This window comes from Antribacter soli (assembly GCF_021568775.1).
In the GTDB taxonomy this organism is placed as follows: domain Bacteria; phylum Actinomycetota; class Actinomycetes; order Actinomycetales; family Cellulomonadaceae; genus Antribacter; species Antribacter soli.
The window spans coordinates 40,052-61,659 of record NZ_JAKGSG010000002.1 but is presented as its reverse complement, the minus strand read 5'-3'; the positions used below and the strand labels follow the sequence as shown (position 1 = coordinate 61,659).

At 72.7% G+C, this 21,608-nt stretch carries 26 protein-coding genes; 15 read left to right on the top strand and 11 right to left on the bottom strand.

Features of this window, described 5'->3' with window-relative positions:
* Positions 1-88: 88 nt before the first annotated feature.
* Together L1785_RS00300 and L1785_RS00295 are read right to left on the bottom strand one after the other, a co-directional pair.
* Positions 89-442, bottom strand: a complete 354-nt coding sequence (locus L1785_RS00300; protein ID WP_283250168.1) for a type II toxin-antitoxin system PemK/MazF family toxin — start codon at positions 440-442, stop codon at positions 89-91.
* Positions 442-678: a ribbon-helix-helix domain-containing protein gene (locus L1785_RS00295; RefSeq protein WP_236087112.1), complete on the bottom strand. Its 237-nt coding sequence runs from the start codon at positions 676-678 to the stop codon at positions 442-444. The genes L1785_RS00300 and L1785_RS00295 overlap by 1 nt, the downstream gene beginning before the upstream one ends.
* A gap of 78 nt (positions 679-756) precedes the next feature.
* On the opposite strand from L1785_RS00295, the gene L1785_RS00290 reads away from it, so the two are divergent.
* The 3 genes from L1785_RS00290 to L1785_RS00280 are packed head-to-tail and all read left to right on the top strand — an operon-like array spanning position 757 to position 2,952.
* Entirely contained in the window at positions 757-1,482 is a 726-nt protein-coding gene (locus tag L1785_RS00290; protein ID WP_236087111.1) for a TetR/AcrR family transcriptional regulator, read from the top strand.
* Complete coding sequence (locus L1785_RS00285; protein ID WP_236087110.1) at positions 1,472-2,233, top strand: ABC transporter ATP-binding protein; 762 nt, start codon at positions 1,472-1,474, stop codon at positions 2,231-2,233. The genes L1785_RS00290 and L1785_RS00285 overlap by 11 nt, the downstream gene beginning before the upstream one ends.
* A complete protein-coding gene (locus L1785_RS00280; protein WP_236087109.1) occupies positions 2,230-2,952 on the top strand; it encodes an ABC transporter permease in 723 nt (240 codons plus the stop codon). The genes L1785_RS00285 and L1785_RS00280 overlap by 4 nt, the downstream gene beginning before the upstream one ends.
* A gap of 182 nt (positions 2,953-3,134) precedes the next feature.
* Here L1785_RS00280 and L1785_RS00275 read toward each other — a convergent pair whose 3' ends face one another.
* The 3 genes from L1785_RS00275 to L1785_RS00265 form a co-directional block, all read right to left on the bottom strand.
* The gene (locus tag L1785_RS00275) at positions 3,135-4,484 is read right to left on the bottom strand and encodes a phytase (RefSeq protein ID WP_236087108.1); all 1,350 of its coding nucleotides are present in this window, start codon (positions 4,482-4,484) and stop codon (positions 3,135-3,137) included.
* An 85-nt stretch (positions 4,485-4,569) separates the two neighbouring features.
* Complete coding sequence (locus L1785_RS00270; protein WP_236087107.1) at positions 4,570-5,292, bottom strand: potassium channel family protein; 723 nt, start codon at positions 5,290-5,292, stop codon at positions 4,570-4,572.
* A 50-nt stretch (positions 5,293-5,342) separates the two neighbouring features.
* Entirely contained in the window at positions 5,343-6,734 is a 1,392-nt protein-coding gene (locus L1785_RS00265) for a TrkH family potassium uptake protein (RefSeq protein WP_236087117.1), read from the bottom strand.
* Positions 6,735-6,801: 67 nt separating this feature from the next.
* Here L1785_RS00265 and L1785_RS00260 point away from each other — a divergent pair, with 67 nt between their 5' ends.
* Complete coding sequence (locus L1785_RS00260; RefSeq protein WP_236087106.1) at positions 6,802-7,980, top strand: acetoin utilization protein AcuC; 1,179 nt, start codon at positions 6,802-6,804, stop codon at positions 7,978-7,980.
* Positions 7,981-8,331: 351 nt separating this feature from the next.
* Entirely contained in the window at positions 8,332-8,430 is a 99-nt protein-coding gene (locus tag L1785_RS00255; protein WP_003792170.1) for a 30S ribosomal protein bS22, read from the top strand.
* 63 nt (positions 8,431-8,493) lie between these two features.
* On the opposite strand, the gene L1785_RS00250 is transcribed toward L1785_RS00255, so the two are convergent.
* A complete protein-coding gene (locus L1785_RS00250) occupies positions 8,494-9,285 on the bottom strand; it encodes an HAD family hydrolase (protein WP_236087105.1) in 792 nt (263 codons plus the stop codon).
* Positions 9,286-9,396: 111 nt separating this feature from the next.
* On the opposite strand from L1785_RS00250, the gene L1785_RS00245 reads away from it, so the two are divergent.
* A complete protein-coding gene (locus L1785_RS00245) occupies positions 9,397-9,621 on the top strand; it encodes a glutaredoxin family protein (RefSeq protein WP_372461763.1) in 225 nt (74 codons plus the stop codon).
* Between the two features lie 60 nt (positions 9,622-9,681).
* A complete protein-coding gene (locus L1785_RS00240) occupies positions 9,682-10,332 on the top strand; it encodes a redox-sensing transcriptional repressor Rex (protein WP_236087103.1) in 651 nt (216 codons plus the stop codon).
* A gap of 4 nt (positions 10,333-10,336) precedes the next feature.
* On the opposite strand, the gene L1785_RS00235 is transcribed toward L1785_RS00240, so the two are convergent.
* On the bottom strand, positions 10,337-11,041 hold the full coding sequence (locus L1785_RS00235) for an aspartate/glutamate racemase family protein (RefSeq protein ID WP_236087102.1): 705 nt from the start codon (positions 11,039-11,041) through the stop codon (positions 10,337-10,339).
* A gap of 25 nt (positions 11,042-11,066) precedes the next feature.
* Positions 11,067-12,701, bottom strand: coding sequence for an NCS1 family nucleobase:cation symporter-1 (locus L1785_RS00230; protein ID WP_236087101.1), 1,635 nt, complete (start codon positions 12,699-12,701; stop codon positions 11,067-11,069).
* A gap of 165 nt (positions 12,702-12,866) precedes the next feature.
* Between L1785_RS00230 and L1785_RS00225 the strand changes: the two genes are divergently transcribed.
* Positions 12,867-13,460 (top strand): helix-turn-helix domain-containing protein, encoded by a 594-nt coding sequence (locus L1785_RS00225; protein ID WP_236087100.1) that lies wholly within the window; start codon positions 12,867-12,869, stop codon positions 13,458-13,460.
* Positions 13,461-13,611: 151 nt separating this feature from the next.
* Here the strand turns inward: L1785_RS00225 and L1785_RS00220 are convergent, their stop codons facing one another.
* Positions 13,612-14,163, bottom strand: a complete 552-nt coding sequence (locus tag L1785_RS00220; protein ID WP_236087099.1) for a YceI family protein — start codon at positions 14,161-14,163, stop codon at positions 13,612-13,614.
* Positions 14,164-14,351: 188 nt separating this feature from the next.
* On the opposite strand from L1785_RS00220, the gene L1785_RS00215 reads away from it, so the two are divergent.
* The 6 genes from L1785_RS00215 to ccsB all read left to right on the top strand — a co-directional run bounded on the left by L1785_RS00215 (position 14,352) and on the right by ccsB (position 19,820).
* Positions 14,352-14,972: a MarR family winged helix-turn-helix transcriptional regulator gene (locus L1785_RS00215; RefSeq protein WP_236087098.1), complete on the top strand. Its 621-nt coding sequence runs from the start codon at positions 14,352-14,354 to the stop codon at positions 14,970-14,972.
* A gap of 73 nt (positions 14,973-15,045) precedes the next feature.
* Entirely contained in the window at positions 15,046-15,690 is a 645-nt protein-coding gene (locus tag L1785_RS00210) for a histidine phosphatase family protein (RefSeq protein ID WP_236087097.1), read from the top strand.
* A 2-nt stretch (positions 15,691-15,692) separates the two neighbouring features.
* The gene (locus L1785_RS00205; protein WP_236087096.1) at positions 15,693-16,289 is read left to right on the top strand and encodes a TlpA family protein disulfide reductase; all 597 of its coding nucleotides are present in this window, start codon (positions 15,693-15,695) and stop codon (positions 16,287-16,289) included.
* Entirely contained in the window at positions 16,289-17,086 is a 798-nt protein-coding gene (locus tag L1785_RS00200) for a cytochrome c biogenesis CcdA family protein (RefSeq protein ID WP_236087095.1), read from the top strand. The genes L1785_RS00205 and L1785_RS00200 overlap by 1 nt, the downstream gene beginning before the upstream one ends.
* Before the next feature lie 38 nt (positions 17,087-17,124).
* Entirely contained in the window at positions 17,125-18,840 is a 1,716-nt protein-coding gene (gene resB, locus L1785_RS00195; protein WP_236087094.1) for a cytochrome c biogenesis protein ResB, read from the top strand.
* A 2-nt stretch (positions 18,841-18,842) separates the two neighbouring features.
* Positions 18,843-19,820: a c-type cytochrome biogenesis protein CcsB gene (ccsB, locus tag L1785_RS00190; RefSeq protein WP_236087093.1), complete on the top strand. Its 978-nt coding sequence runs from the start codon at positions 18,843-18,845 to the stop codon at positions 19,818-19,820.
* Between the two features lie 54 nt (positions 19,821-19,874).
* Here the strand turns inward: ccsB and L1785_RS00185 are convergent, their stop codons facing one another.
* Complete coding sequence (locus L1785_RS00185; protein ID WP_236087092.1) at positions 19,875-20,315, bottom strand: PLD nuclease N-terminal domain-containing protein; 441 nt, start codon at positions 20,313-20,315, stop codon at positions 19,875-19,877.
* A 104-nt stretch (positions 20,316-20,419) separates the two neighbouring features.
* On the opposite strand from L1785_RS00185, the gene L1785_RS00180 reads away from it, so the two are divergent.
* Positions 20,420-20,716, top strand: coding sequence for a DUF4229 domain-containing protein (locus tag L1785_RS00180; RefSeq protein WP_236087091.1), 297 nt, complete (start codon positions 20,420-20,422; stop codon positions 20,714-20,716).
* Positions 20,717-20,732: 16 nt separating this feature from the next.
* Here L1785_RS00180 and L1785_RS00175 read toward each other — a convergent pair whose 3' ends face one another.
* A complete protein-coding gene (locus tag L1785_RS00175) occupies positions 20,733-21,602 on the bottom strand; it encodes a 1,4-dihydroxy-2-naphthoate polyprenyltransferase (RefSeq protein ID WP_236087090.1) in 870 nt (289 codons plus the stop codon).
* Positions 21,603-21,608: the final 6 nt, after the last annotated feature.

Genomic DNA, 21,608 nt, shown 5'->3' with positions numbered 1-21,608 from the left:
TCCCCCCCGCCCCCCCGCCGCCCCCCCCCCGCCCCCCCCCCCCCCCCGGGGCCCCCCCCCCCCCCCCCCCCCCACTACTTCGGCGTTTCTAGTCGAGCCCGAGGTGGAGCAGCAGCGCGTCGTCGAGCGCGGCCATGGTCTCGGCGCTCAGGGCACCCGCGCGGTTCCCGAACCGCTCCACGTCGACCGCGCGCACCTGCTCGGCCTGCGCCTTGGAGTCATGCGTCAGGCCGGTCCCGGCACTTGCTCGGACAAGGACCTGGAAGGGCAGGACTCGCGCCGTGCTCTTCGTCAACGGGACCACGGTCAGGACGCCGCGCCCGCTCTTGCTCGCACCGCGGTTGCGCGCATCGTTCGACACGATCACCACAGGCCGGACCTTGTTCGCCTCGGACCCGCGTGCGGGATCGAGGTCCACGAACCAGATGTCGCCTCGTCGCATCAGTCGGCGTCCAGCCCGTCTGCGACCACGGCGTCCCACGCCCCTGCCTCACCCGAGGCGTACCACTCCTCGTCCGCCTCGAGGTAGGCCGCCTCGAGGTAGGCATCGCGCAGGCTCCGCACCGCTTCATGAAGGGCGGCCGAACGCGACGACAAGCCGGAGCGGGCGGCATAGTCGTCCAGGAACTCCACATCGGTCTTCGGCAGGCTCACACCGAGTTTCACACTCGTGGTCATACCGTCGATCGTACGCGCTCGTCGTACCTTCGCTCAAGGGTCGCCGCCTTCCCGCGTCGTCTCGGCGACAATGGGTTGGTGCCCGACGACGTCCCGCCCGCCGACCTCCCCGGCCCGCCTTCCGCTCCGGTCGGTGAGGCTGCGCCGGCTGCGCGCCGCGGCAGGCGGCCCGCGGGCCAGGACGCGCGCGGCGAGATCCTGGACGCCGCCCGCGCCGAGTTCGTCGAGCGCGGCTACGAGGCCACGTCCCTGCGGTCCGTGGCCCGCCGCGCGGGCGTGGACCCCGGGACGGTCCGGCACTGGTTCGGCGACAAGCAGCATCTGCTGACGGCCACGATCGGCTTGGGCGACATCGAGCCGACGGCGATCGTGCGCGCGGTGCTCGACGGGCCGGTCGACCGCCTGGGAGAGCGGCTCGTGCAGGCGGTCACCGCGCTGTGGGACGCCGACTACGGCGACACGGTCCGGATCGTGCTGCCCGCGATTCTCGGCGACCCGGACCTGCGCACCCTCATGCCCCAGTTTCTCGGCGCGGAGCTGCTGGGGCCGATCGTGAGGCGGATCGGCGTCGACCACGCGCCGCTGCGGGCCGGGCTCGTCGCGTCGCAGATGGCGGGCGTGCTCCTGACCCGGTACGTGGTGCGGGTCGAGCCGCTGGCGTCGCTCCCGTCCGCCGAGGTCGCCGCGCTCGTGGGCCCCACGCTCCAGCGGTACCTGACGGGGGAGATCTCTGCCGCGGGACAGCTCGCGCCGGGCCTTGCGCCGCCGATGGCACAGGGGCAGAATTCATCGCATGGTGAATAACGTGCCCGGTGCGGAGCTGGCCATCCGCATCCGCGGGCTGAGCGTCGAGCGCGGCGGGCAGAACGTCGTCGCCGGGCTCGACATCGACGTCCCGGGCGGGTCCGTCGTGGGCCTGCTCGGCCCGTCCGGCTCCGGCAAGACCACGCTCATGCGCGCCATCGTCGGCGTGCAGGACCGGGTCACCGGCACCGTCGACGTGCTCGGCCTGCCTGCCGGGACGCCCTCGCTGCGCCGGCGCGTCGGGTACGTGACGCAGGAGGCCTCCGTCTACCGGGACCTCACCGTGGTGCAGAACCTCTCCTACTTCGCGGCCCTGGCGGGCGTCCCGGCCGCCAGGCGGCGGGAGACCGTCGGGCGGGTCGTCGCCGAGGTGGACCTGGGCGGGCACGAGAAGCAGGTGGTCAGGACGCTGTCCGGCGGCGAGGTGTCCCGCGTCTCGCTGGCCGCGGCGCTGGTCGGCGACCCGGAGCTGCTCGTGCTGGACGAGCCCACCGTCGGGCTCGACCCCGTCCTGCGGCGTGACCTGTGGTCGCTGTTCCGCGAGCTCTCGCGCGGCGGGCGCACCCTCCTCGTCTCCTCGCACGTCATGGACGAGGCCACGCAGTGCGACCGGCTGCTTCTCCTGCGCGCGGGCGGCCTCGTCGCCGACGTCACGCCCACCGACCTGCTCCGGCAGACCGGCGCGCCCGACGCGGAGCGCGCCTTCCTCGCCCTGATCGAAGGCTCCGCCGCCGAGGAGGCCGCACGATGAACCTCACCTTCGCCACCGCGGAGCGAGTCCTGGCCCAGCTCCGGGCCGACCGGCGCACCATCGCGCTCGTCCTGGTGCTGCCGTGCCTCCTGATCGGCCTCATCGCGTGGATGTTCGACGGGACGCCGGTGCTGGACCAGTTCGGCCCCATGCTCGTGGGCCTCTTCCCGCTCACCGTGATGTTCCTCGTCACGAGCGTGGCCACGCTGCGCGAGCGGCAGTCCGGCACGCTGGAGCGGCTGATGACGACCCCCGTCCGCAAGGGCGACTTCGTGGCGGGCTACGCGCTGGCGTTCGCGAACCTGGCGCTCGTGCAGGCGCTCGTCGTCGTCGGGTTCGCGACGCTCGTCGGTATGGACGTCGCCGGGCCGATCGGGCTCGTGATCGTCGTCGCGCTGCTCGACGCGATCCTCGGCTGCTGCCTCGGCCTCGCTGCGTCGGCGCTGGCCCGCAGCGAGTTCCAGGCGGTGCAGATGATGCCCGCGATCATCTTCCCGCAGCTCATCACGTGCGGCCTGATCATGCCGCGCGACCAGATGCCCATGCTCCTCGAGTGGCTGTCCCGCGTGTTCCCGCTGACGTACGCGATCGAGGCGATGCAGTCGCTCGCCCGCGGCGACGAGTGGGCGGACATCCAGGGTGCCGTGGGCGTGATCGCGCTGTTCATCGTGGGCGCGGTGGTCCTCGGGGTGCTCACGCTGCGCCGCCGCACGGCCTGAGGGTGCCCGACGGCGGACGGGTCGCACCCGAGCCACCCGAGGTATCCCGACGGCGGGCCGGAGGTTCCTTCCGCGAGGCGACCATCCGGCCGCTCGTTCCTCGCGGCCTCCCGCCAGGCCCATCCAGCCTCGCGGAAGGAACCTCCGGCCCGCCGTCGGGTGCCGTCAGAACTCGCCCGCCGTCAGAACCGCGGGTCGTTGCCCGCCGAGGTGTCGACGCGCAGGTGCAGGGCGTCGGCGACGGCGCCCCAGTCGACGTACGAGAAGCCCGTGGCGTCCCGCTCCGGGTCGGCGTCCGGGCCGGTCTCCGGCTCGTCGTGCGTGACGAGCAGGCCCTCGCGGTAGTCGCCGACGGGCCGGTTCGTCACGGCGAGGCCGTCGGAGCCGTCGACGTCGTCGATCCCGTCGCCCGCCACGCGGAAGGTGCCCAGCGAGCGGTTGCCGTCGGCGGTCGCGTAGACGGCATAGCGGTCGTCGCCCTGGCTGGAGACCACCACGTATCCGGTCTTTCCGGGGCCGTACCAGACGTCGACGCCCTCGGCGTCGGCGACGAGGTTCGGACCGCCGAAGCCGGGCGCCGCCGGGTCGAGGGGCTCGCACTCCCCCGACTCGGGGTCGTAGGCGTCGTGCACGCCGAAGTCGGCGACGCGGTCCAGCAGCAGCGGCGCGCCGGTGCCGAGCGGCAGCGGGATGCGCCAGAGGCCCACGTCCTCCTGCGTGGCGTAGAGCGTGCCCGTGCGCCGGTCCACGGCGACGCCCTCGAGCTGCGGCTCCGCGCCCGGCTCCTGGCACGGAACCCACGTGGTGCCGTCGGGCAGCGGGAAGGAGCCCGGCACCTCAAGGTGCTCCACGTCCGTGTAGCCGACGGCGCCGTCGGCGGCGGCGACGAGTCGGGCCGTCGCGATCGTGGTGTCGCCCTCCTGCGTCACGACGGCGTAGGACTCGCCGTCGCCGGGCTGCCAGACGGCCACGCCGTACGCGGTGTGCTCCTCGTCCACGGTGGCGCGGTCCGGGCTGAACAGGAAGCCCTGCTCGGGCGCCGTGACCTCGCGCAGCGGCGTGGCGGCCGCCGAACCGGCCGGGTCGATCACGAAGAAGCGGAGCTGGTCGTTGTAGCGGTCGGAGACCACGGCGACGTCCGCCGTCGTGCCGCCGAGCTGGAGCCCGTAGGCGATGTCCACGTTGTTGTAACGGCCGTCCACGCCGTCCGCGCGCGGCGCCGGCGTGGCGGCGAGGGACTGCAGCTCGGCCGCCTCGAGGTCGTAGACGCGCAGGCCGCCCTCCTTGGCGGTCGCGAGCACCAGCGACCGGTCCCGGTCGGACGGGTGCACCCAGATGGCGGGGTCGTCACCCGACGCGTTGCCGCCCTCGTCGTCGTCGTAGAGCACCGGCGTCTCGACGGACGTCGTGACCAGGGCGGGCTCGGAGGAGAAGGGCCGGGCGCCGGCCGGACCGGCGCCGGCCGCGGGCGCGAGGAGGACCGTGGGTAGGAGCAGGAGGGCCGCCGGCAGGGCGGCAAGGCGTCGTCGCATGTGCCGAGGCTCGCGGATCCCGGTGGCACCCCGGTGACGCGCGGATGAACGCCGGCCGTCCCCGAGGAAGCCGGCGTCCTCGTCCCTACGGCCTCGCCGCGAAGCGCTCCAGCAGGTCTGCGTGGCCCGAGCAGATCAGGAGGTCGTTCGCCGAGACGCGCGTCTCCGGCGTCGCGTACACGAAGTCCACACCGGGCGACTTCACGCCCACGATCGTCACCCCGTACCGCTGGCGCACGTTCGACTGCGCGAGCGTGAAGCCCTGCAGCTCCTTCGGCGGGCGCATCTTGACGATGGTGAAGCCGTCCTCGACCTCGATGTAGTCGAGCAGCTTGCCGGAGACGAGGTGCGCCACGCGCGCGCCGGCGTCGGCCTCCGGGAAGACGACGTGGTGGGCTCCGATGCGGGTGAGGATGCGCCCGTGCTCGGCGGAGATGGCCTTGGCCCAGATCTGCGGGGTACCGAGGTCCACGAGGTTGCCCGCGATCAGCACGGACGCCTCGATCGACGTGCCCACGCCCACGACGGCGACGCCGAACTCCTTCGCGCCGAGCTGCTCCAGCGCCTCCGGGTTCGACGCGTCCGCCTCGACGAGCGGCAGCCGCCCCGCCCACTGCGCGACGAGGCGCGCGTCCTGCTCGACGGCCAGCACGTCCTGGCCGAGTCGGTCGAGGGTCGACGCGATGGCCGACCCGAACCGGCCCAGGCCGATCACCAGCACGCCCGCGTCGCGGTCCGGGCCCTTGCGCTCAGCGGCATGCGCCGCGGGAGTTGTGCCCGACGCCGGGCGGTCGCCTCGATCCGACATGTCACCTTCTCGTCTGTGGGTGGCCTTCAGCTTCGGTCTCAGCCGATGCCTCAGCCGATGATCGGCCGTTCCTCCGGGTAGCGCACGATGCGCCTGCGGTCGCGCAGCGCGAGCGCGGCCGCGAACGTCATCGTGCCGGTGCGCCCCACGAACATGAGGGCGCAGAGCACGAACTTACCCGCATCAGGGAGCCCTGGTGTGATCCCTGTGGACAACCCCACCGTGGCGAACGCCGAGATCACCTCGAACAGCACCACGTCGAGCGACAGCCCGGTGATCTCCAGCAGCAGCAGGCTCGACACGAGCACCGCCGTCGCGCCGACGAACACCACGGCGACGGACAGGCGCAGCGTGTCGCGCGGGATGCGGCGGCCGTAGACCTCGATGTCGCGGTCGCCCCGGGCCTCGGCGAGGATCGCGAGCAGCATCACCGCCAGCGTGGTCACCTTGATGCCGCCGGCGGTGGATGCGGATCCGCCGCCGACGAACATCAGGGCGTCGGTGATCAGCCACGACGACTCGTGCATCTGCCCGATGTCGATCGTCGAGAAGCCGCCCGACCGGGGCATGACGCCCGCGAAGAGCGCGGCCAGGATCTTGTCGTCCGTGTCGAGGGCGCCCAGCGTGCGCGGGTTGGTCCACTCGAGGAGCGCGAAGAGCACCGTCCCGGCAGCCACGAGCCACAGGCTCATGACGAGCGTGAGCTTGGAGTGCAGCGACAAGGCCCGCCAGGTGCGCCGCGGCCGGGTGCGCCGGGTCCGCATGAGGTTGAGGATCACCGGGAAGCCGAGGGAGCCCAGGAACACGCCGATCGCGATGGGCAGGCACAGCCACCAGTCGCCCGCGTGCGGCACGAGGCCCTCTGGGGTGGGGATGAAGCCCGCGTTGTTGAAGGATGAGATCCCGTAGAAGACGGCCTGCCAGGTAGCCTCGCCGACGCTCTCCCCGAGCACCAGGAAGCGGGGGAAGAGCACCGCGGCGACCGTCAGCTCCAGCGCGGTCGTCGTGACGATGACGACGCGCAGCAGCGACCCGACCTCGCCCAGGCGCTCGGTCTTCACCTCCGTCGCCGTGAGCAGCTTCTGCGTGAGCCCGAGCCGGCGGGACACGGCCAGGCCCAGCAGCGAGGCGAGCGTCATGATGCCGAGCCCGCCGATCTTGATGCCGAGCAGGATGACGACCTGCCCCCAGATGGACCAGTAGGTCGCCGTGTCCGCGATGACCAGCCCGGTCACGCACACCGCCGAGACCGCGGTGAAGAGGGCGTCGACGAACCGGGCGGACTCGCCTGACGCCGTTGCCCAGGGTGCCAGGAGGAGCACCGTGAACACGGCGATGACGAGCGCGAACACCGAGACGGCGAGCCTTGCCGGCGACCGCCGCGCCACCCGGTCCAGGAGGTCGCGCAGGCCGAAGCCCCACTCCCGCACCTCGGACGCCATCGTGCCTCCTGTCTCACGGCTCACGGTGCCCCAGCCTGCCACGCCACGCGTCGGATACCGTGACGGCATGCGCGTCGCCCGGCTGGTGTGGAGCCCCGAGCTGCTCGAGTACGACTTCGGGCCCGGGCATCCCATGGCACCCGCCCGCCTCGACCTCACGATGCGGCTGGTCCGGGAGCTCGGCCTCCTGGACGCGCCGGGGATCGAGGTGACGGGCGCGCCCGTGGCGAGCGACGCCGTCGTGCAGACCGTCCACGACCCCGAGTACGTGGCCGCGGTCCGCGCCGCCGGCACGCGCCTCGTCCCGGACGAGTCCCGTGGCCTCGGCACCGAGGACAACCCGATCTTCCTGGGGATGCACGATGCGGCCGCGCGGCAGCTCGGGGGCTCCGTCGACCTCGCCGACGCCGTCTGGTCCGGGGACGTGCAGCACGGCGTCAACGTCGCGGGCGGCATGCACCACGCGCAGCGCGGCTCCGCGTCGGGCTTCTGCATCTACAACGACGCGGCGGCGGCGGTCCGCCGCCTGCTCGACCTCGGCGCCGAGCGCGTCGCCTACGTGGACCTCGACGCGCACCACGGCGACGGCGTGGAGGCTCTGTTCTGGGACGACCCGCGCGTCCTCACGGTGTCCGTGCACGAGGAGGGCCGCACGCTGTTCCCGGGGACGGGGCACGCCTCGGACATCGGCGGCGCGGGGCTCGCAGAAGGCACCGCGGTGAACGTCGCGCTGCCCGCCCGGACCGACGGCGGGCAGTGGCTACGGGCGATCGACGCCGTCGTGCTGCCGGCGGTGCGTGCGTTCGAGCCGCAGGCCGTCGTGTCGCAGCACGGGTGCGACACGCACGGGCTGGACCCGCTGGCCCACCTCGACGTCGACGTCGACGCCCAGCGGACCGCCGCGGCCTGGGTGCACAGGCTCGCGCACGACGTCGCGCAGGGCCGCTGGGTGGCGCTGGGCGGAGGCGGCTACGCCGTGGTCGACGTCGTCCCGCTCGCCTGGGCCGCGCTCGTCGCCGAGGCGGCGCACGCTCCCCTCGAGCACGGCATGGCCCTGCCGGAGGCGTGGCGCGCGGTGGCCGAGGCGATGTCGGGCCTCGAGCCTGCCGCGACGCTCGGCGTCGCCGCGCCGGACTGGCGGCCCTGGCGGGACGGGTACGACCCGGCCGACCCGGTGGACCGCGCAGTCGCCGCAACCCGCCGGGCGGTGTTCCCGCTCCTGGGCCTGGACCCGTTGCACGACTGAGCCGGAGGCGCAGCGCAGGGTGGGGGCCGAGGAACGAGGCACCCGCCCGGAGCGGAGTCGCAGGCTCAGGCGACCGACCACACGACTGAGCCGGAGGCGCAGCGCAGGGTGGGGGCCGAGGAACGAGGCACCCGCCCGGAGCGGAGTCGCAGGCTCAGGCGACCGACCACACGACTGAGCCGCTCGATTACTGGCCCGACTGCCGGAGCGGGTATTCTGGCGGACGGACTCCCTCTCGTGTTGGTCGGCCGACGTCGTCTCGATGTCATCGTCCCGGACCAACCGCGGACCAATCTCGCCGAGCGGCCCGGAGCAGGGCCGCCGCCGACCGATCGAACAATGTGAGGACCTATGGGCTCCGTCATCAAGAAGCGCCGCAAGCGTATGGCCAAGAAGAAGCACCGCAAGCTGCTTCGCAAGACGCGTCACCAGCGCCGCAACAAGAAGTGACCCGCCGAGGGCCCGGACTCCGCAAGGAGCCGGGCCCTCGCGGTTCGTCCGGGCTCGTCGGGCTCAGCGCCCCCGGAGGCGACGGCGCAGAGCCCGCAGCACCAACCCCGCCACCCACGCCGCGCCCGCCCACGAGGCCGTGCGCAGGCCGCGCCCGGCGTTCCGCTGCCCTCGGCCCCGGAATTCGCGGATGGGCCAGCCCACCTCCTGTGCGTGCCGGCGCAGCCGGCCGTCCGGGTTGATGGGGCAGGGGTGCCCCACGGAGTGCATCATCGGCAGGTCGTTGAGCGAGTCGCCGTAGGCGTAGCTCCCGGTGAGGTCGAGGTCCTCCCTCTTGGCGAGCTCGCGCACCGCCTGCCCCTTCGCGGCCCCGTGCATGAGGTCGCCCATGAGCCGGCCGGTGTAGAAGCCGTCCCGGTGCTCGGGGATCGTGCCGAGGCAGCCGGTCGCGCCGAGGCGTCGCGCGATGAGGGCGCCGATCTCGACCGGCGTCGCGGTCACGAGCCACACCTGGTGGCCGGCGGCGAGGTGCTCCTCGAGCAGGCGGCGCGTGCCGGGGAAGATCCGCAGCGCGAGGACGGTGTCGTACACCTCCTCGCCGAGCGTGGTGACCTCGGCGACCGAGCGGCCCGCGATGAGGGACAGGGCGCGCTCGCGCACCACGTCGATCTGCTCCCTCGACTCCCCGAACAGCAGGTAGCGGGCCTGGATCACGGCGAACTTGAGGAGGTCCCGCGTGCCGAAGAACCGGCGCTGGTAGGCGGCGCGGGCCAGGTGGAAGGCGCTCGCGCCGCGGATGATCGTGTTGTCGACGTCGAAGAACGCCGCGGTGGCGGACGGAGTAGGCGTCGACATGCGGTACACGATATCCGCGCGGCGGACGCGCTTCGCGCGCCACGGTGACCGCCGGTCGGTCGCGCGCTCCGGGCTCCCGCCACCGTTACGTACGCTGGCCCGGTGGAGAGAGTGGTGCTGTACACGCGGGAGGGCTGCCACCTGTGCGAGGACGCGCGCGTGGTCGTGGCCTCGGTGTGCGCTGCGGCGGGGACCGCGTGGCGCGAGGTCGACGTCGACACCGACCCGGCGCTCGTGGAGAAGTACGGCGAGTACGTCCCCGTCGTCGAGGTCGACGGCGTCCAGCAGGGCTTCTGGCGCGTGGATGCAGCGCGGCTGGCACGCCGCCTGGCATGATCTGTCCACGAGTGTGTGTACGGGTCGCCCGGACGACGTCGTCATGGGGAGGGAGTGCGCATGGTGAGCGAGCCGAGTGATGCCGCAGTGCCGGGAGCAACGGTCGCGAGACTGCCCTACTACCTGCGCGCACTGCGCGACCTCGCGGCCCAGGGGGTGACGACGACGTCGTCGTCCGAGCTGGCCGAACGGTCGGGTGTCAGCTCCGCCCAGCTCCGCAAGGACCTGTCCTACCTGGGGTCCTTCGGCACGCGCGGCGTGGGGTACGACGTCGAGTCGCTCGCCTCCTACATCACGGTCGCCCTCGGCCTCGAGACCGAGCACCGGCTCGCGATCGTGGGCATCGGCAACCTCGGGCATGCCCTCGCGAACTACTCCGGGTACGAGGCGCGCGGCTTCCAGGTGGCGGCCCTGCTCGACGCCTCGCCCGAGGTCGTGGGGACGCGTGTCGCGGGGCACGTCGTCGAGCACGTGGACGACCTGGCCGCGGTGATCTCGCGCGACGATGTCTCGATGGTGGTGCTCGCGACCCCGGCACACGTGGCCCAGGACGTCGCGGACCGCGTGGTCGGGGCCGGGGTGCGGGAGATCCTCAACTTCGCGCCGCTGGCGCTCCAGGTGCCCGACGACGTCGTGGTCCGCTCGGTCGACGTCGGCGGCGAGCTGCAGATCCTCGCCTTCCACGCGGCGGCCCGCGCCGCGGCGCTGTAGCCGCCTAGGTCCCCGGCACGCCCGGCGGGAGCCGCGGCGGCCTCGCGTACTCGTCGCGCTTGCTCGTCCCGACCCCCATGCGGACCATCCCGGAGACCAGGCCGACGGCCGCGGCGACGCCGTCGATCACCGGCACCCCGGCGCGCTTCGTGAGGTCCGCGCACAGGTCGGTCATGCCGGCGCAGCCGAGCACCACGGTGTCGGCGCCGTCGTCGCGGACCGCGCGCTCGCAGAGCACGGCGATCGCCTCGTGGGCGTCCGAGCCGGCGTCCTCGAGGGCGAGCACGGGCACGTCGGCGGCGTAGGCCGCGACGCACGCGTCATCGAAGCCGTAGCGCCGCACCAGGTCGTGAGCGCGGCCCAGCGTCCGGGAGAGCGTCGTGACGACGGCGAACGTGCGGCCGGACAGCGTCGCGACGTGCATCGCCGCCTCGGCGATGCCCACGACGGGCGCCGGGGTGAGCTCGCGGGCCGCGTCCAGGCCCGGGTCGCCGAAGCAGGCGAGGACGAACCCGTCGGCGCGGGACGCCGCGACCTGGCGGGCCACGGCGAGCGCGGCCCACGCCTCGTCGGTGTGGCTCTCGACGGCGGCGGGGCCGTCGCCGGGGGCGGGGCACGTCGCCTCGATCTCGACGCCGGGCCCCGCCACCTCCCGGGCCGTGCGACCGATCTTGCCGGTCATCGCCCGGGAGGTGTTGGGGTTGATCACGCGGATCAGCACTGTCGCGCCCGCCTCACGCGCCGGTGCCCGTGGCGCCGTCGGCGACGCCCTCGGTGATTCCCTCGAGGTTCGGGACCTGCGGGCTCAGGCGCTCGAGCCACCAGAACAGGAGGAAGCCGAGGCCGCACCCGATGAACCAGGTGAAGTTGCCGATCCACGAGACGTCCGGGTACCCGAGGTCGGCGACGAGCTTGGGCACGATGGCGAGCAGCACCGTCGGCACGCCCGCCAGGACGATGGCGAGCACGCTGTTGCGGTTGTACCCCTTCGAGTACCAGTAGGCGCCGGACTCCGACATGGTGAACATGTCGTCCACGAGCACGCGCTGACGGGCCGCGACGTAGTAGCCGGCGATGAGGATGCCGAACAGCGGGCCGATGAGGGCGCCGAGCACGCCGAGCGTGTAGTGGATCGCGTCCGCGTTGTTGTACCAGTTCCACGGCAGCAGCACCACGGAGCCGACGGCGGCGATCATGCCTCCGGCCCGCCAGCTGATCTTCTGCGGCGCCACGTTGGAGAAGTCGAACGCGGGCGAGATGAAGTTGGCGACGATGTTGATGCCCACGGTGGCCGTGACGAAGGTCAGGCCCCCGAGGAGGATCGCGAACGGGGTGTCGATCCGCTCGACCGTGCTGATGGGGTCGGTGAGGAGCTCGCCGAACACGGGCACCGTCGCGGAGGCCGTGATCACGGTCAGCAGCGAGAAGAACAGGAAGTTGACCGGCAGCCCGAGCAGGTTGCCCTTCTTCACCGCGGAGAACGAGCGGCCGTACCGCGCGAAGTCGCCGAAGTTCAGCATGGGCCCGGAGAAGTACGAGACCACGATCGCGACGGCGGTGAAGAACACGCCCACCTGCTCCCACCCGCTGAGCGCCGGCCCCTCCGCGAGGCTCAGGCTGATGTTCGACCAGCCGGCCTCGGAGACCAGGTAGACGGCGAGCGCGATCATGACGACGTAGACCGCGGGGCCGGCCCAGTCGATGAACTTGCGGATGGTCTCCATCCCGTTCCAGAAGAGCGCGGCCTGGGCGAACCAGAGGATCGCGTACGAGATCCACCCGAGGGCGCTCAGCCCGAGGAAGGACGGCTCGATGAGGTTCTCGGCGCCCGGCACGAACTTGAGGAAGACGATGTTGAGCGACTCGGCCGCGAGGAAGGTCTGGACGCCGTACCAGGCGACGGCGATGAGACCGCGGATGATCGCCGGGATGTTGGCGCCCTTGATGCCGAACACGGCCCGGTTGATCACGGGGTAGGGCACGCCGGTGCTCTGGCTCGGCTTGGCGACCAGGTTGGTGAAGACCTGCACGATCACGATGCCGACGAGCAGGGCAAGGAGGACCTGCCAGCTCGCGATGCCGAGCGCGAAGAGGCTGCCCGCGGTGATGTAGCCGCCGACGCTGTGCACGTCGGACATCCAGAAGGCGAAGATGTTGTAGGAGGACCAGGTCTGCTTGCGCAGCGGAGCGAGGTCCTCGTTGGCGAGGCGCGGGTCGTAGCCGGGCTTGACGTTGCCGGATCCCACCGGATGCCCGGCGGCCTCGACGAGGTCGGCCTCGCGCGCGGAGAAGTCGTCGCCGGCCGTGCCGGACGGGGATGCGGGCGAGGCGGCCGCCGTGGCGGCCGCGACCTCGGTGTTCTCGGTCATGAGCGATGCCTTCCGGAAGAGGGGACCGTGGTAGCCATGAAGTTATGGGTTAACTCCTGGGCTCCGGTTTCTCCCGTGTAACCAGGCTGTAAGGCTCTTGTTCAGTGATGACTTCACGCGTGTAAACAGCCATGTCGCGCTCCGAAGGGCTCGTAGGATCGGCCCGTGACCACGGAGCAGTCCCTGGGTGCCCGCCTTCGCGCCCTGCGCGAGTCGCGCGGCATGTCCGCACGCAGCCTCGCCGAAGCGCTCGGCATCTCGGCGAGCGCCGTCTCGCAGATCGAGCGGGACGTGATGCGGCCGTCGGTCGCCCGCCTGATCGCCATCACCGACGCGCTCGGCGTGCCGCTGGCCGAGGTCTTCGAGGCGCCCGGCGCCACGTCCGAGCGGCGGACAGGGGCGTCCGAGCTGGAGCACGCCGGCATCGCGCTCACGCGGGCCTGGGAGTCGTCGCCCGTGACGCTCGACGGCGGGGTCACGTTCCGGAGGCTCTCCCCGCACCGCACGCAGGGCCTCGACTTCTTCGAGTCGGTGTACCCGCCCGGGGTGACGGCCACGATCGGCGACGTCGGCCTCTTCAAGCACGAGGGCTACGAGATCGGGAACGTCGTCTCGGGCGAGCTCACCGTCGAGCTGGACCAGGACGTCGTCGTGCTCGCGGCCGGCGACTCGATCAGCTACCCGTGCTCGGTGCCGCACCGGATCCGCAACGCGGGCCCGCGGCCGGCCGTCGCGACGTGGCTGATCGTGCACCCGTGACCGGCCGCACGACCCACGAACGCGGCTGATGGGGCCCCCGTGACCGCCCGCACCACCCCCGACCGCTGTGGGCGGAGTAAGTGCCGGGTCCGGAGCGCGGAACCCGGCACTTACTCCGCCCACAGCGTTTGCGGGTGGGGTGGGGCTGAGGTCAGCCCTTCTTGATCGCGGAGATGTCCAGCGCGATCTTGACCTTGTCGCCCACCAGGACGCCGCCGCCCTCGATGGCGGCGTTCCAGGTCAGGCCGAACTCCTTGCGGGAGATCTCGACCTCGGCCGAGAAGCCGGCGCGCGGGTTGCCGAACGGGTCCACCGCGGTGCCCTCGAACTCGGTCTCGAGCTCGACCGTCTTGGTGACGCCGTTGATCGTCAGGTCGCCGGTGATCGCGTAGTCGTCGCCGTCGGCGGTGATGGAGCTGGAGATGAACGACCAGACCGGGCGCTCCTCGGCGTGCCAGAAGTCGGCGCTCTTGAGGTGGCCGTCGCGGTTGGCGTCGCCCGTGTTGACGGACGCGGCGTCGAGCTCGGCGCTGACGGACGACGACTCGAGGTCGTCGCCGACGCTGATGCTGCCGGTCGTGAGGGCGATGGTGCCGCGGACCTTCGCGATGCCCGCGTGGCGCACCGTGAAGGAGGCCGTGCTGTGCGACGGGTCGATCTCGTAGGCGCCGGCGGTCAGGCCTGCGGGCAGAGGGGTGGCCATGAGTGATCTCCTTGGTGTCGGTCTGCCGGACCTGACGGTCCGTTCTGGGGCGAGGTAGTTGAGGAGTCAACTACCTTCCCCTCGCCCAACATGCGGGTCCCGTACGGTATTCCCAGGCGTCGGGAGAACGGGTCGCGGGAACGCAGCAGGTCGGCGGCTCGTTGTGAACGACCGTGACGAAGGCGGCTATGACGAAATCTGGTGCGACGAACTCCGGTGCGACGACGTCCCGCACGACGGGCGACGTGCCCTGGCTGGACGACGCCCAGCAACGGGCCTGGCGCAGCTACCTCGAGGGGACGAACCGGTTCGTCGAGGCGCTCGGTCACCTCCACGCCACGGAGCTCCCGCTCTCGCTCGGGGACTACACCGTGCTCGTGATCCTCTCCGAGGCGCCTGGCCGCACGCTGCGCATGTCGACGCTCGCCGAGAGGCTCGCCCTCTCCCGCAGCCGGCTCAGCCACACGGTCGAGCGCATGGAGGCCCGCGGGCTCGTGACGCGCTGTGCGGCCGAGCGAGACCGCCGGGGTGTCAACTGCACCATGACCGAGGCCGGCTGGGCCGCGATCGTCGATGCTGCTCCCGGGCACGTGATGGCCGTGCGCCGGCTCATGGTGGACGTTCTCGACCCGGAGGAGTTCGCGGTCCTCGGCCGCGCCATGGCGAAGGTGGCCGCAGCCTCGAAGGCCGCGACGACCCCGGTGGACACCACCCCGACGTCCGGTGCCGTCACCAGCTCAGGGCCGGACGGTGACGACGAGCCCGCGTGCCCGGAGGTCGTGTTCGACCGGGACCTCGGCGCGATGTGACGTGATGCGGAGCTGCCGCTGACCGCGCCTGGACGGACGCGAGCACCCAGGCTCTGATGGGACACTGGGCGGCATGGTCTCCACCACGGTCCACCTGCTCCGTCACGGCGAGGTCTTCAACCCGGAAGGCGTCCTCTACGGCCGCATTCCCGGCTACCGGCTCTCAGACCGCGGCCAAGAGATGGCGCAGCGTGTGGCGAAGCACCTCGTCGAGCAGGGACGGGACGTGGTCCGCGTCGTCGCCTCGCCCCTGCAGCGCGCCCAGGAGACGGCCGAGCCGATCGCCGCCGGCTTCGGGCTCGACCTCGCCACGGACGACCGGCTGATCGAGGCGGAGAACCACTTCCAGGGTCTGACCTTCGGCGTGGGTGACGGCTCGCTGGGCCACCCCGAGCACTGGAAGTACCTGTGGAACCCGTTCCGGCCGTCGTGGGGCGAGCCCTACGTCGAGCAGGTCGCGCGCATGCGCGCCGCCGTCGAGGACGCGCGTGCCGCCGCCGAGGGGCACGAGACCGTGCTGGTCAGCCACCAGCTCCCGGTCTGGCTGACCCGCAGCAGCTTCGAGGGGCGCCGGCTCTGGCACGACCCGCGCAAGCGCCAGTGCAGCCTCGCCTCGCTGACGTCGCTGCGCTTCGAGGACGGCCGCTTCGTCGGCCTGCACTACACCGAGCCCGCCGCCGAGCTCCTCCCGGGCGCGAGCCAGGTCGCCGGAGCGTGACCGTGGGCACGACCTTCACCCGACGGGCGCTCGCGCTCGGCGCCGGGCTCGGCGTGGGCCTCGTGGCGCTCGCGGGCTGCGCGGCCGACTCCGGCGCGGACACCGACGCCGTCGACCAGGGCTTCGTCTCCGGTGACGGGTCCGTGCGGACGTGGGACGCGGGCGACCGCGAGGGTCCCGTGACGATCGCGGGCACCGACTTCGAGGGCTCCGCCGTCGACACGGCCGACTGGGCGGGCGACGTCGTCGTCGTCAACACCTGGTACGCCGGGTGCGCGCCGTGCCGGGCCGAGGCGCCGGGCCTCGTCGAGCTCTCCGGAGCCTTCGCCGACGACGGCGTCCGCTTCCTCGGCATCAACACCGAGGACGAGGCGCCGACGGCACAGGCGTTCCAGCGCACCTACTCCGTGCCGTATCCCTCGGTGCAGGACACGACGGGCAGCATCATCGCGAGCCTGTCGGGGATCGTGCCGCTGCAGGCCGTCCCGTCGACCGTCGTGCTCGACGGCGAGGGCATGGTCGCCGCGCGCGTCGTCGGCGAGGTCGAGTCGTCCACCCTCGAGGCGCTGATCGAGGACGTCCTCGCGGGGGAGGCCTGATGGCCCCGTCCCTCGTGACGTCCGTCGGCGACGGCTTCGCCGCCACGGCGTTCAGCGGCTCGATGGTCCTGGCGATCCCGGTCGCGCTCCTCGCCGGGCTCGTGTCGTTCGCCTCCCCGTGCGTCCTGCCCCTCGTCCCGGGCTATGTCGGCTACGTGAGCGGCATGGCGGCCGCCACGGCCGGGCGGGACCGCGGCTCGGTCGCAGGGAGTGACCCGGGCCGCGGGACGATCGTCGCGGGCGTCGCACTCTTCGTGCTCGGCTTCACCGTCGTGTTCGTCGGCCTCATGACCGTCGCCGGGGCCGTGGGCGTCCACCTCGTGCAGTGGGCGGACGTCATCAGCCGCGTGCTGGGCGTGGTCGTGATCCTGCTGGGCCTCGGGTTCCTCGGCCTGCTGCCGTTCCTGCAGCGCGAGGCCCGGTTCCATGCGACCCCGCGCGCCGGGCTCTGGGGCGCGCCGTTGCTCGGTGTCGTGTTCGGCCTCGGCTGGACGCCCTGCATCGGCCCGACCCTGGGCGCCGTCCAGGTGCTCGCCCTCGACGAGGCGTCCGCCGGCCGTGGTGCCGTGCTCGGCGTCGCGTACTGCCTGGGCCTCGGCGTGCCGTTCCTCCTCGTGGCTCTGGGCCTCGGGGCGTCCGACCGGATGATGGGCTTCCTGCGCCGGCACCGGCTCGCGATGCTGCGGGTCGGCGGCGGGCTGCTCGTCCTGGTCGGCCTCGCGCTCGTGACCGGCCTGTGGGGCCAGGTGACCGGGCTGATGCAGGGCTGGATCGCCGGCTTCGAGACGGTGCTCTGATGCGCGAGGCAGAACGTGCCGAGGCAGAAGGTGCCGAGGTGGAACGCGAACCGCGTGAGGCCGGGCGCGCCGCCGGCGGCTACGTGCCGGAGGGCATCTCCGACGCCTTCGCCGAGGGCGCCCGTGGTGTCCGCGAGCCGGCGGCCGGAGGCGGGCGACCGCCGTCGGGCGGCCCGAGCCTGCCCTCCCTCGGCTGGGTGGGGGCGCTGCGCTGGATCTGGCGGCAGCTCACCTCGATGCGCGTCGCGCTCATGCTGCTCATGCTGCTGGCGGTCGCTGCGGTGCCCGGGTCGGTGCTCCCGCAGCGCAACCAGGACCAGGCCAAGGTGCTCGAGTACCTCGCCGACAATCCGACGGCGGGCGAGTGGCTCGACCGGTTCGGCTTCTTCGACGTGTACTCGTCGGCCTGGTTCTCGGCGATCTACCTGCTGCTGTTCGTGTCGCTCGTCGGGTGCATCCTGCCGCGGTCGGCGGCGCACTGGCGCGCGCTGCGCGGCCGGCCGCCCCGCGTGCCCTCGCGCTTCGGGCGATTCCCCGCCACGGGGACGGTGACGAGCTCCGCGACGCCGGACGAGGTGGTCGCCGCCGTGGCGGATCACCTGCGCGGGCGGCCGTGGCTGCCCACGTTCCGGGTGGACGTCGCCGCCGAGCAGGCGACGGACACGCGTCCCGCCGCGGCGACCGTCAGCGCCGAGCGCGGCTACCTGCGCGAGAGCGGGAACCTCGTGTTCCACCTGGCGCTCGTCGGGCTCCTCGTGTCCGTCGCGACCGGGCAGCTGCTGCACTACCGCGGCCAGGCGATCGTGACGGAGGGGCGCGGGTTCGCGAACGCCGTCGTCGACTACGACACCTTCGAGAAGGGCGCCTGGTTCCAGGCGTCGTCGCTGTCGCCGTTCTCGATGACGCTCGACGCGTTCGAGTCGGACTTTGCCAGTGACACGGTCGCGTTCGGGCAGGCCAGGGACTTCACGGCGTACGTCACCGTCACCGAGCCCGCCGGCGACTCGCACGCGGAGACCGTCAAGGTCAACCACCCGCTCGTGGTCGACGGCGCAAAGATCTACCTGCAGGGCAACGGGTTCGCGCCCGACATCACCGTGACCGACGCCGACGGCGAGGTGGCGTTCAGCGGGCGCGTGCCGTTCCTGCCCGAGGACACGATGTACACCTCGCGCGGCGTCGTGAAGGTGCCGGACGTGTCGGCCGGGCTCGAGCAGATCGGGCTCGTCGGGTACTTCCTGCCGACCGCCGTGTTCGAGGAGGACGGCACCGTCCGGTCAGGGTTCCCGCAGCCCACCGACCCGCTGCTCGTGCTCGAGGTCTACCGCGGCGACCTCGGCCTCGACGAGGGCGTGCCGCAGAACGTCTACCGCCTCGACACCGCCTCCCTCACGACGTCCGTGGACGAGACCGGCGAGCGGGTGCGGCTCCTCGTGCGACCCGGCGAGACCGTCGAGCTGCCCGACGGCCTCGGGACCGTCTCGCTCGGCGCGGAGATCCCCCGGTACGTCGCGCTCGACCTGCGTCACGACCCCTCGCTGGCGTACGTGCTGGTCTTCGCGCTGCTCGCGCTCGGCGGGCTCACGGTGTCGCTGTTCACGCCGCGGCGGCGCGTCTGGGTGCGCGCCACCGTGTCGGACGGCGGGAGTACGGTGGTGCGCGTCGCGGGCCTCGCACGCGGGGACGACGCCGGGCTGCAGCCCGAGGTGGACCGGGTGCTCGCCGCGGTCCCTGGAACACATCAGGAAGGCTGACCATGCAGATCGCCGAGCTGAGCGTGCTGCTCGTCTGGGCTGCCGCGACGGCGCTCGCCATCGCGCTCGTCGCGTTCGCGACGGACCTCGCGCGCCTGTCGGGCACGCGGTCCGAAGCGCGCGCTGTCGCGCGCGCGGCGCGGGAGGCCGTGGCCGTCGGGGCGGGACCGACCTCCGCCGGGGCCGCGTACGGGCCGGGCACGTCCGACGCCGGTCCGACGCCGGTCCGACGCCGGGCCGCCGGGATCGGGATGTCGACGACGTGGCTCGGCGCCCTGCTGCTGCTCGCAGCGATCGTGCTGCGCGGTATCGCCGCGGGCCGCACGCCCTGGGCCAACATGTACGAGTTCACGCTGGTCGGCACGTTCGTGGCCCTCGCGGTGTTCCTCGGCGTCAACCTGCGCCGCGACGCCAGGTTCCTCGGCGCGTTCGTCGCCGGCCTCGGCACGCTGTTCCTCGTGCTCGGGGTCAACGTGTTCTACATCGAGGCCATGGGCGTCCAGCCCGCGCTGCAGAAGTACTGGCTCGTCATCCACGTCGGCGTGGCCATCTCCGCCACCGGCATCTTCACGGTGTCGTTCGTGGCCTCCGCGCTGCAGCTCCTGCGTGACGGGCGCGACTCCGGCTCGCCCTACCTCGCGTCGTGGCGCTGGCTCGACTCGCTGCCCACGCCCACCGCGCTCGAAGCGCAGTCGTTCCGGCTCAACGCCGTCGGATTCGTGCTGTGGACCTTCACGATCATCGGCGGCGCCATCTGGGCCGAGGACGCCTGGGGCCGCTACTGGGGCTGGGACCCCAAGGAGGTCTGGAGCTTCGTGATCTGGGTCGTGTACGCCGCCTACCTGCACGCGCGCACGACGCGCGGGTGGTCCGGGCGCCCGGCGGCGTGGTTCGTCGTCGTCGGGTACGCGTGCGTCCTGTTCAACTTCACGGGCGTGAACCTGATCTTCAACGGGAAGCACTCGTACTCGGGGCTGTGACGGGGCCTGCGAGCCGACGCGGCGCTGCCCTGTTCGCGCGTCAGCGGGGTGTGGTCAGCGGGTCGTGCCGTCGTCGGGCGGCGTCGCGTCGTCGGGGCGATCGCTGACGTCGTCCGAGGTGTCGTCCTGGGTGCCGCCGCGCTGCTTCGCCTCGCGCTCACGCTTGCGGCGGGCCTGCTCCAGGAGCCAGAGAAACTCCGGGTCGTCGTCCGGCGCGACCGGACCCTCCGCGGGGCGGCTCGGGCCCGGTGCCGAGGGCGCTGCCGGCCCGGCCGGCCGGTGGCCGGTGGTGCGCCCACCGGCGTAGCGGCGGCGCGACGAGGTCCGGACCAGGATCCACGCGACCGAGCCGGCCAGCGGCAGGAAGATGATGAGAATCACCCAGAGCCACTTCGGCAGACCGCCCAGCTCGTCCTCGTCCGCACCGGCGACGTCGACCAGCGCGTACACGAGCAGGCCGATGAGCAGGAGGGGCAGGATCACGCGAACGAACATGCCTCCAGCGTAGGGCGTCCGCGCCACGGTGTTCGAGAGAGGGCGGGCGAACCGACCCAGCGGGACGGCGGCAACCATCCCTGCGCGGCACCTACCCTGGAGGGGTGCCTCTCGTGACCTACACCCTCCTGCGGCTCGCGCTCCTCGCGGGCGCCCTCGGCGCGCTCTACGTGATGGGCATGCGCGGCTGGCTCCTCGTCCTGGTCGCCGCCGTGGTCGCGTTCACGCTGTCGTATCTGCTGCTGCGTGGCCCGCGTGACGCCGCCGCGAAGTGGCTTGCCGAACGCGGCGCACGCGCGCGTGCCGGCGACCCGGAGGCGCGGGGTTTCAGCCGCGATGCCGTGGCCGACGCCGACGTCGAGGACGCGGCGGTCGACGCCACCCTGGACACCCCGAAGTAGGGCCTCGACGTAGGGCTCAGAGCGCCAGCGTGCCACCCAGCAGGATCCCGTAGCCGAGCTCGAAGAGCCCCGTCCCGGCGAGCACCGGCACGAGGAGCCGCCCGCGCGCACCGGCCACGACGGGCAGCGACAGCAACGCCGCCGGGCCGAGGAGCAGGAGCACGGCCAGCGTCCACGGCGCCCAGAACACGCACGCCGCGCCGAGCAGGACCGGCACCCAGACCATGGCGACGTACCAGCGCCGCGCGCGGTGGTCGCCGAGCCGGACGGCGAGCGTCCGCTTCCCGGCGAGCACGTCGGTGGGGATGTCGCGCAGGTTGTTCACCATGAGCAGCGCGCAGGCGATCAGCCCGACGCCGACGGCGCCCAGGACGGACGGCCACGTCACCCGGTCGGCCTGTGTGTACGTGGTGCCGAGCACCGCCACGAGCCCGAAGAACACGAACACGCCGACCTCGCCCAGCCCCAGGTACCCGTAGGGCCGCCGCCCGCCGGTGTAGAACCAGGCCGCGAGCACGCACAGCGCCCCGACGGCCAGCAGCCACCAGTGCCCGCTCACGGCGCAGAGCGCGAGCCCGAGCACGCCGGCGACGCCGAACGCCCCGAAGGCCGCGTTCCTGACGAGGCCCGGCCGCGCCGCGCCGGAGGCCGTGAGCCGCATCGGGCCGACACGGTCGAGGTCCGTGCCGCGCACGCCGTCCGAGTAGTCGTTCGCGTAGTTGACGCCCACCTGCAGCGCGAGCGCGACGCCGAGCGCGAGCAGGGCGGGCAGCCACGCCGCCGAACCGACCTGTGCCGCGGCGCCTGTACCGACCAGCACCGGCGCGGCGGCCGCCGGCAGCGTGCGGGGGCGCGCCCCGGAGATCCACTCGGCGCCTGTCGCCATCTGCTC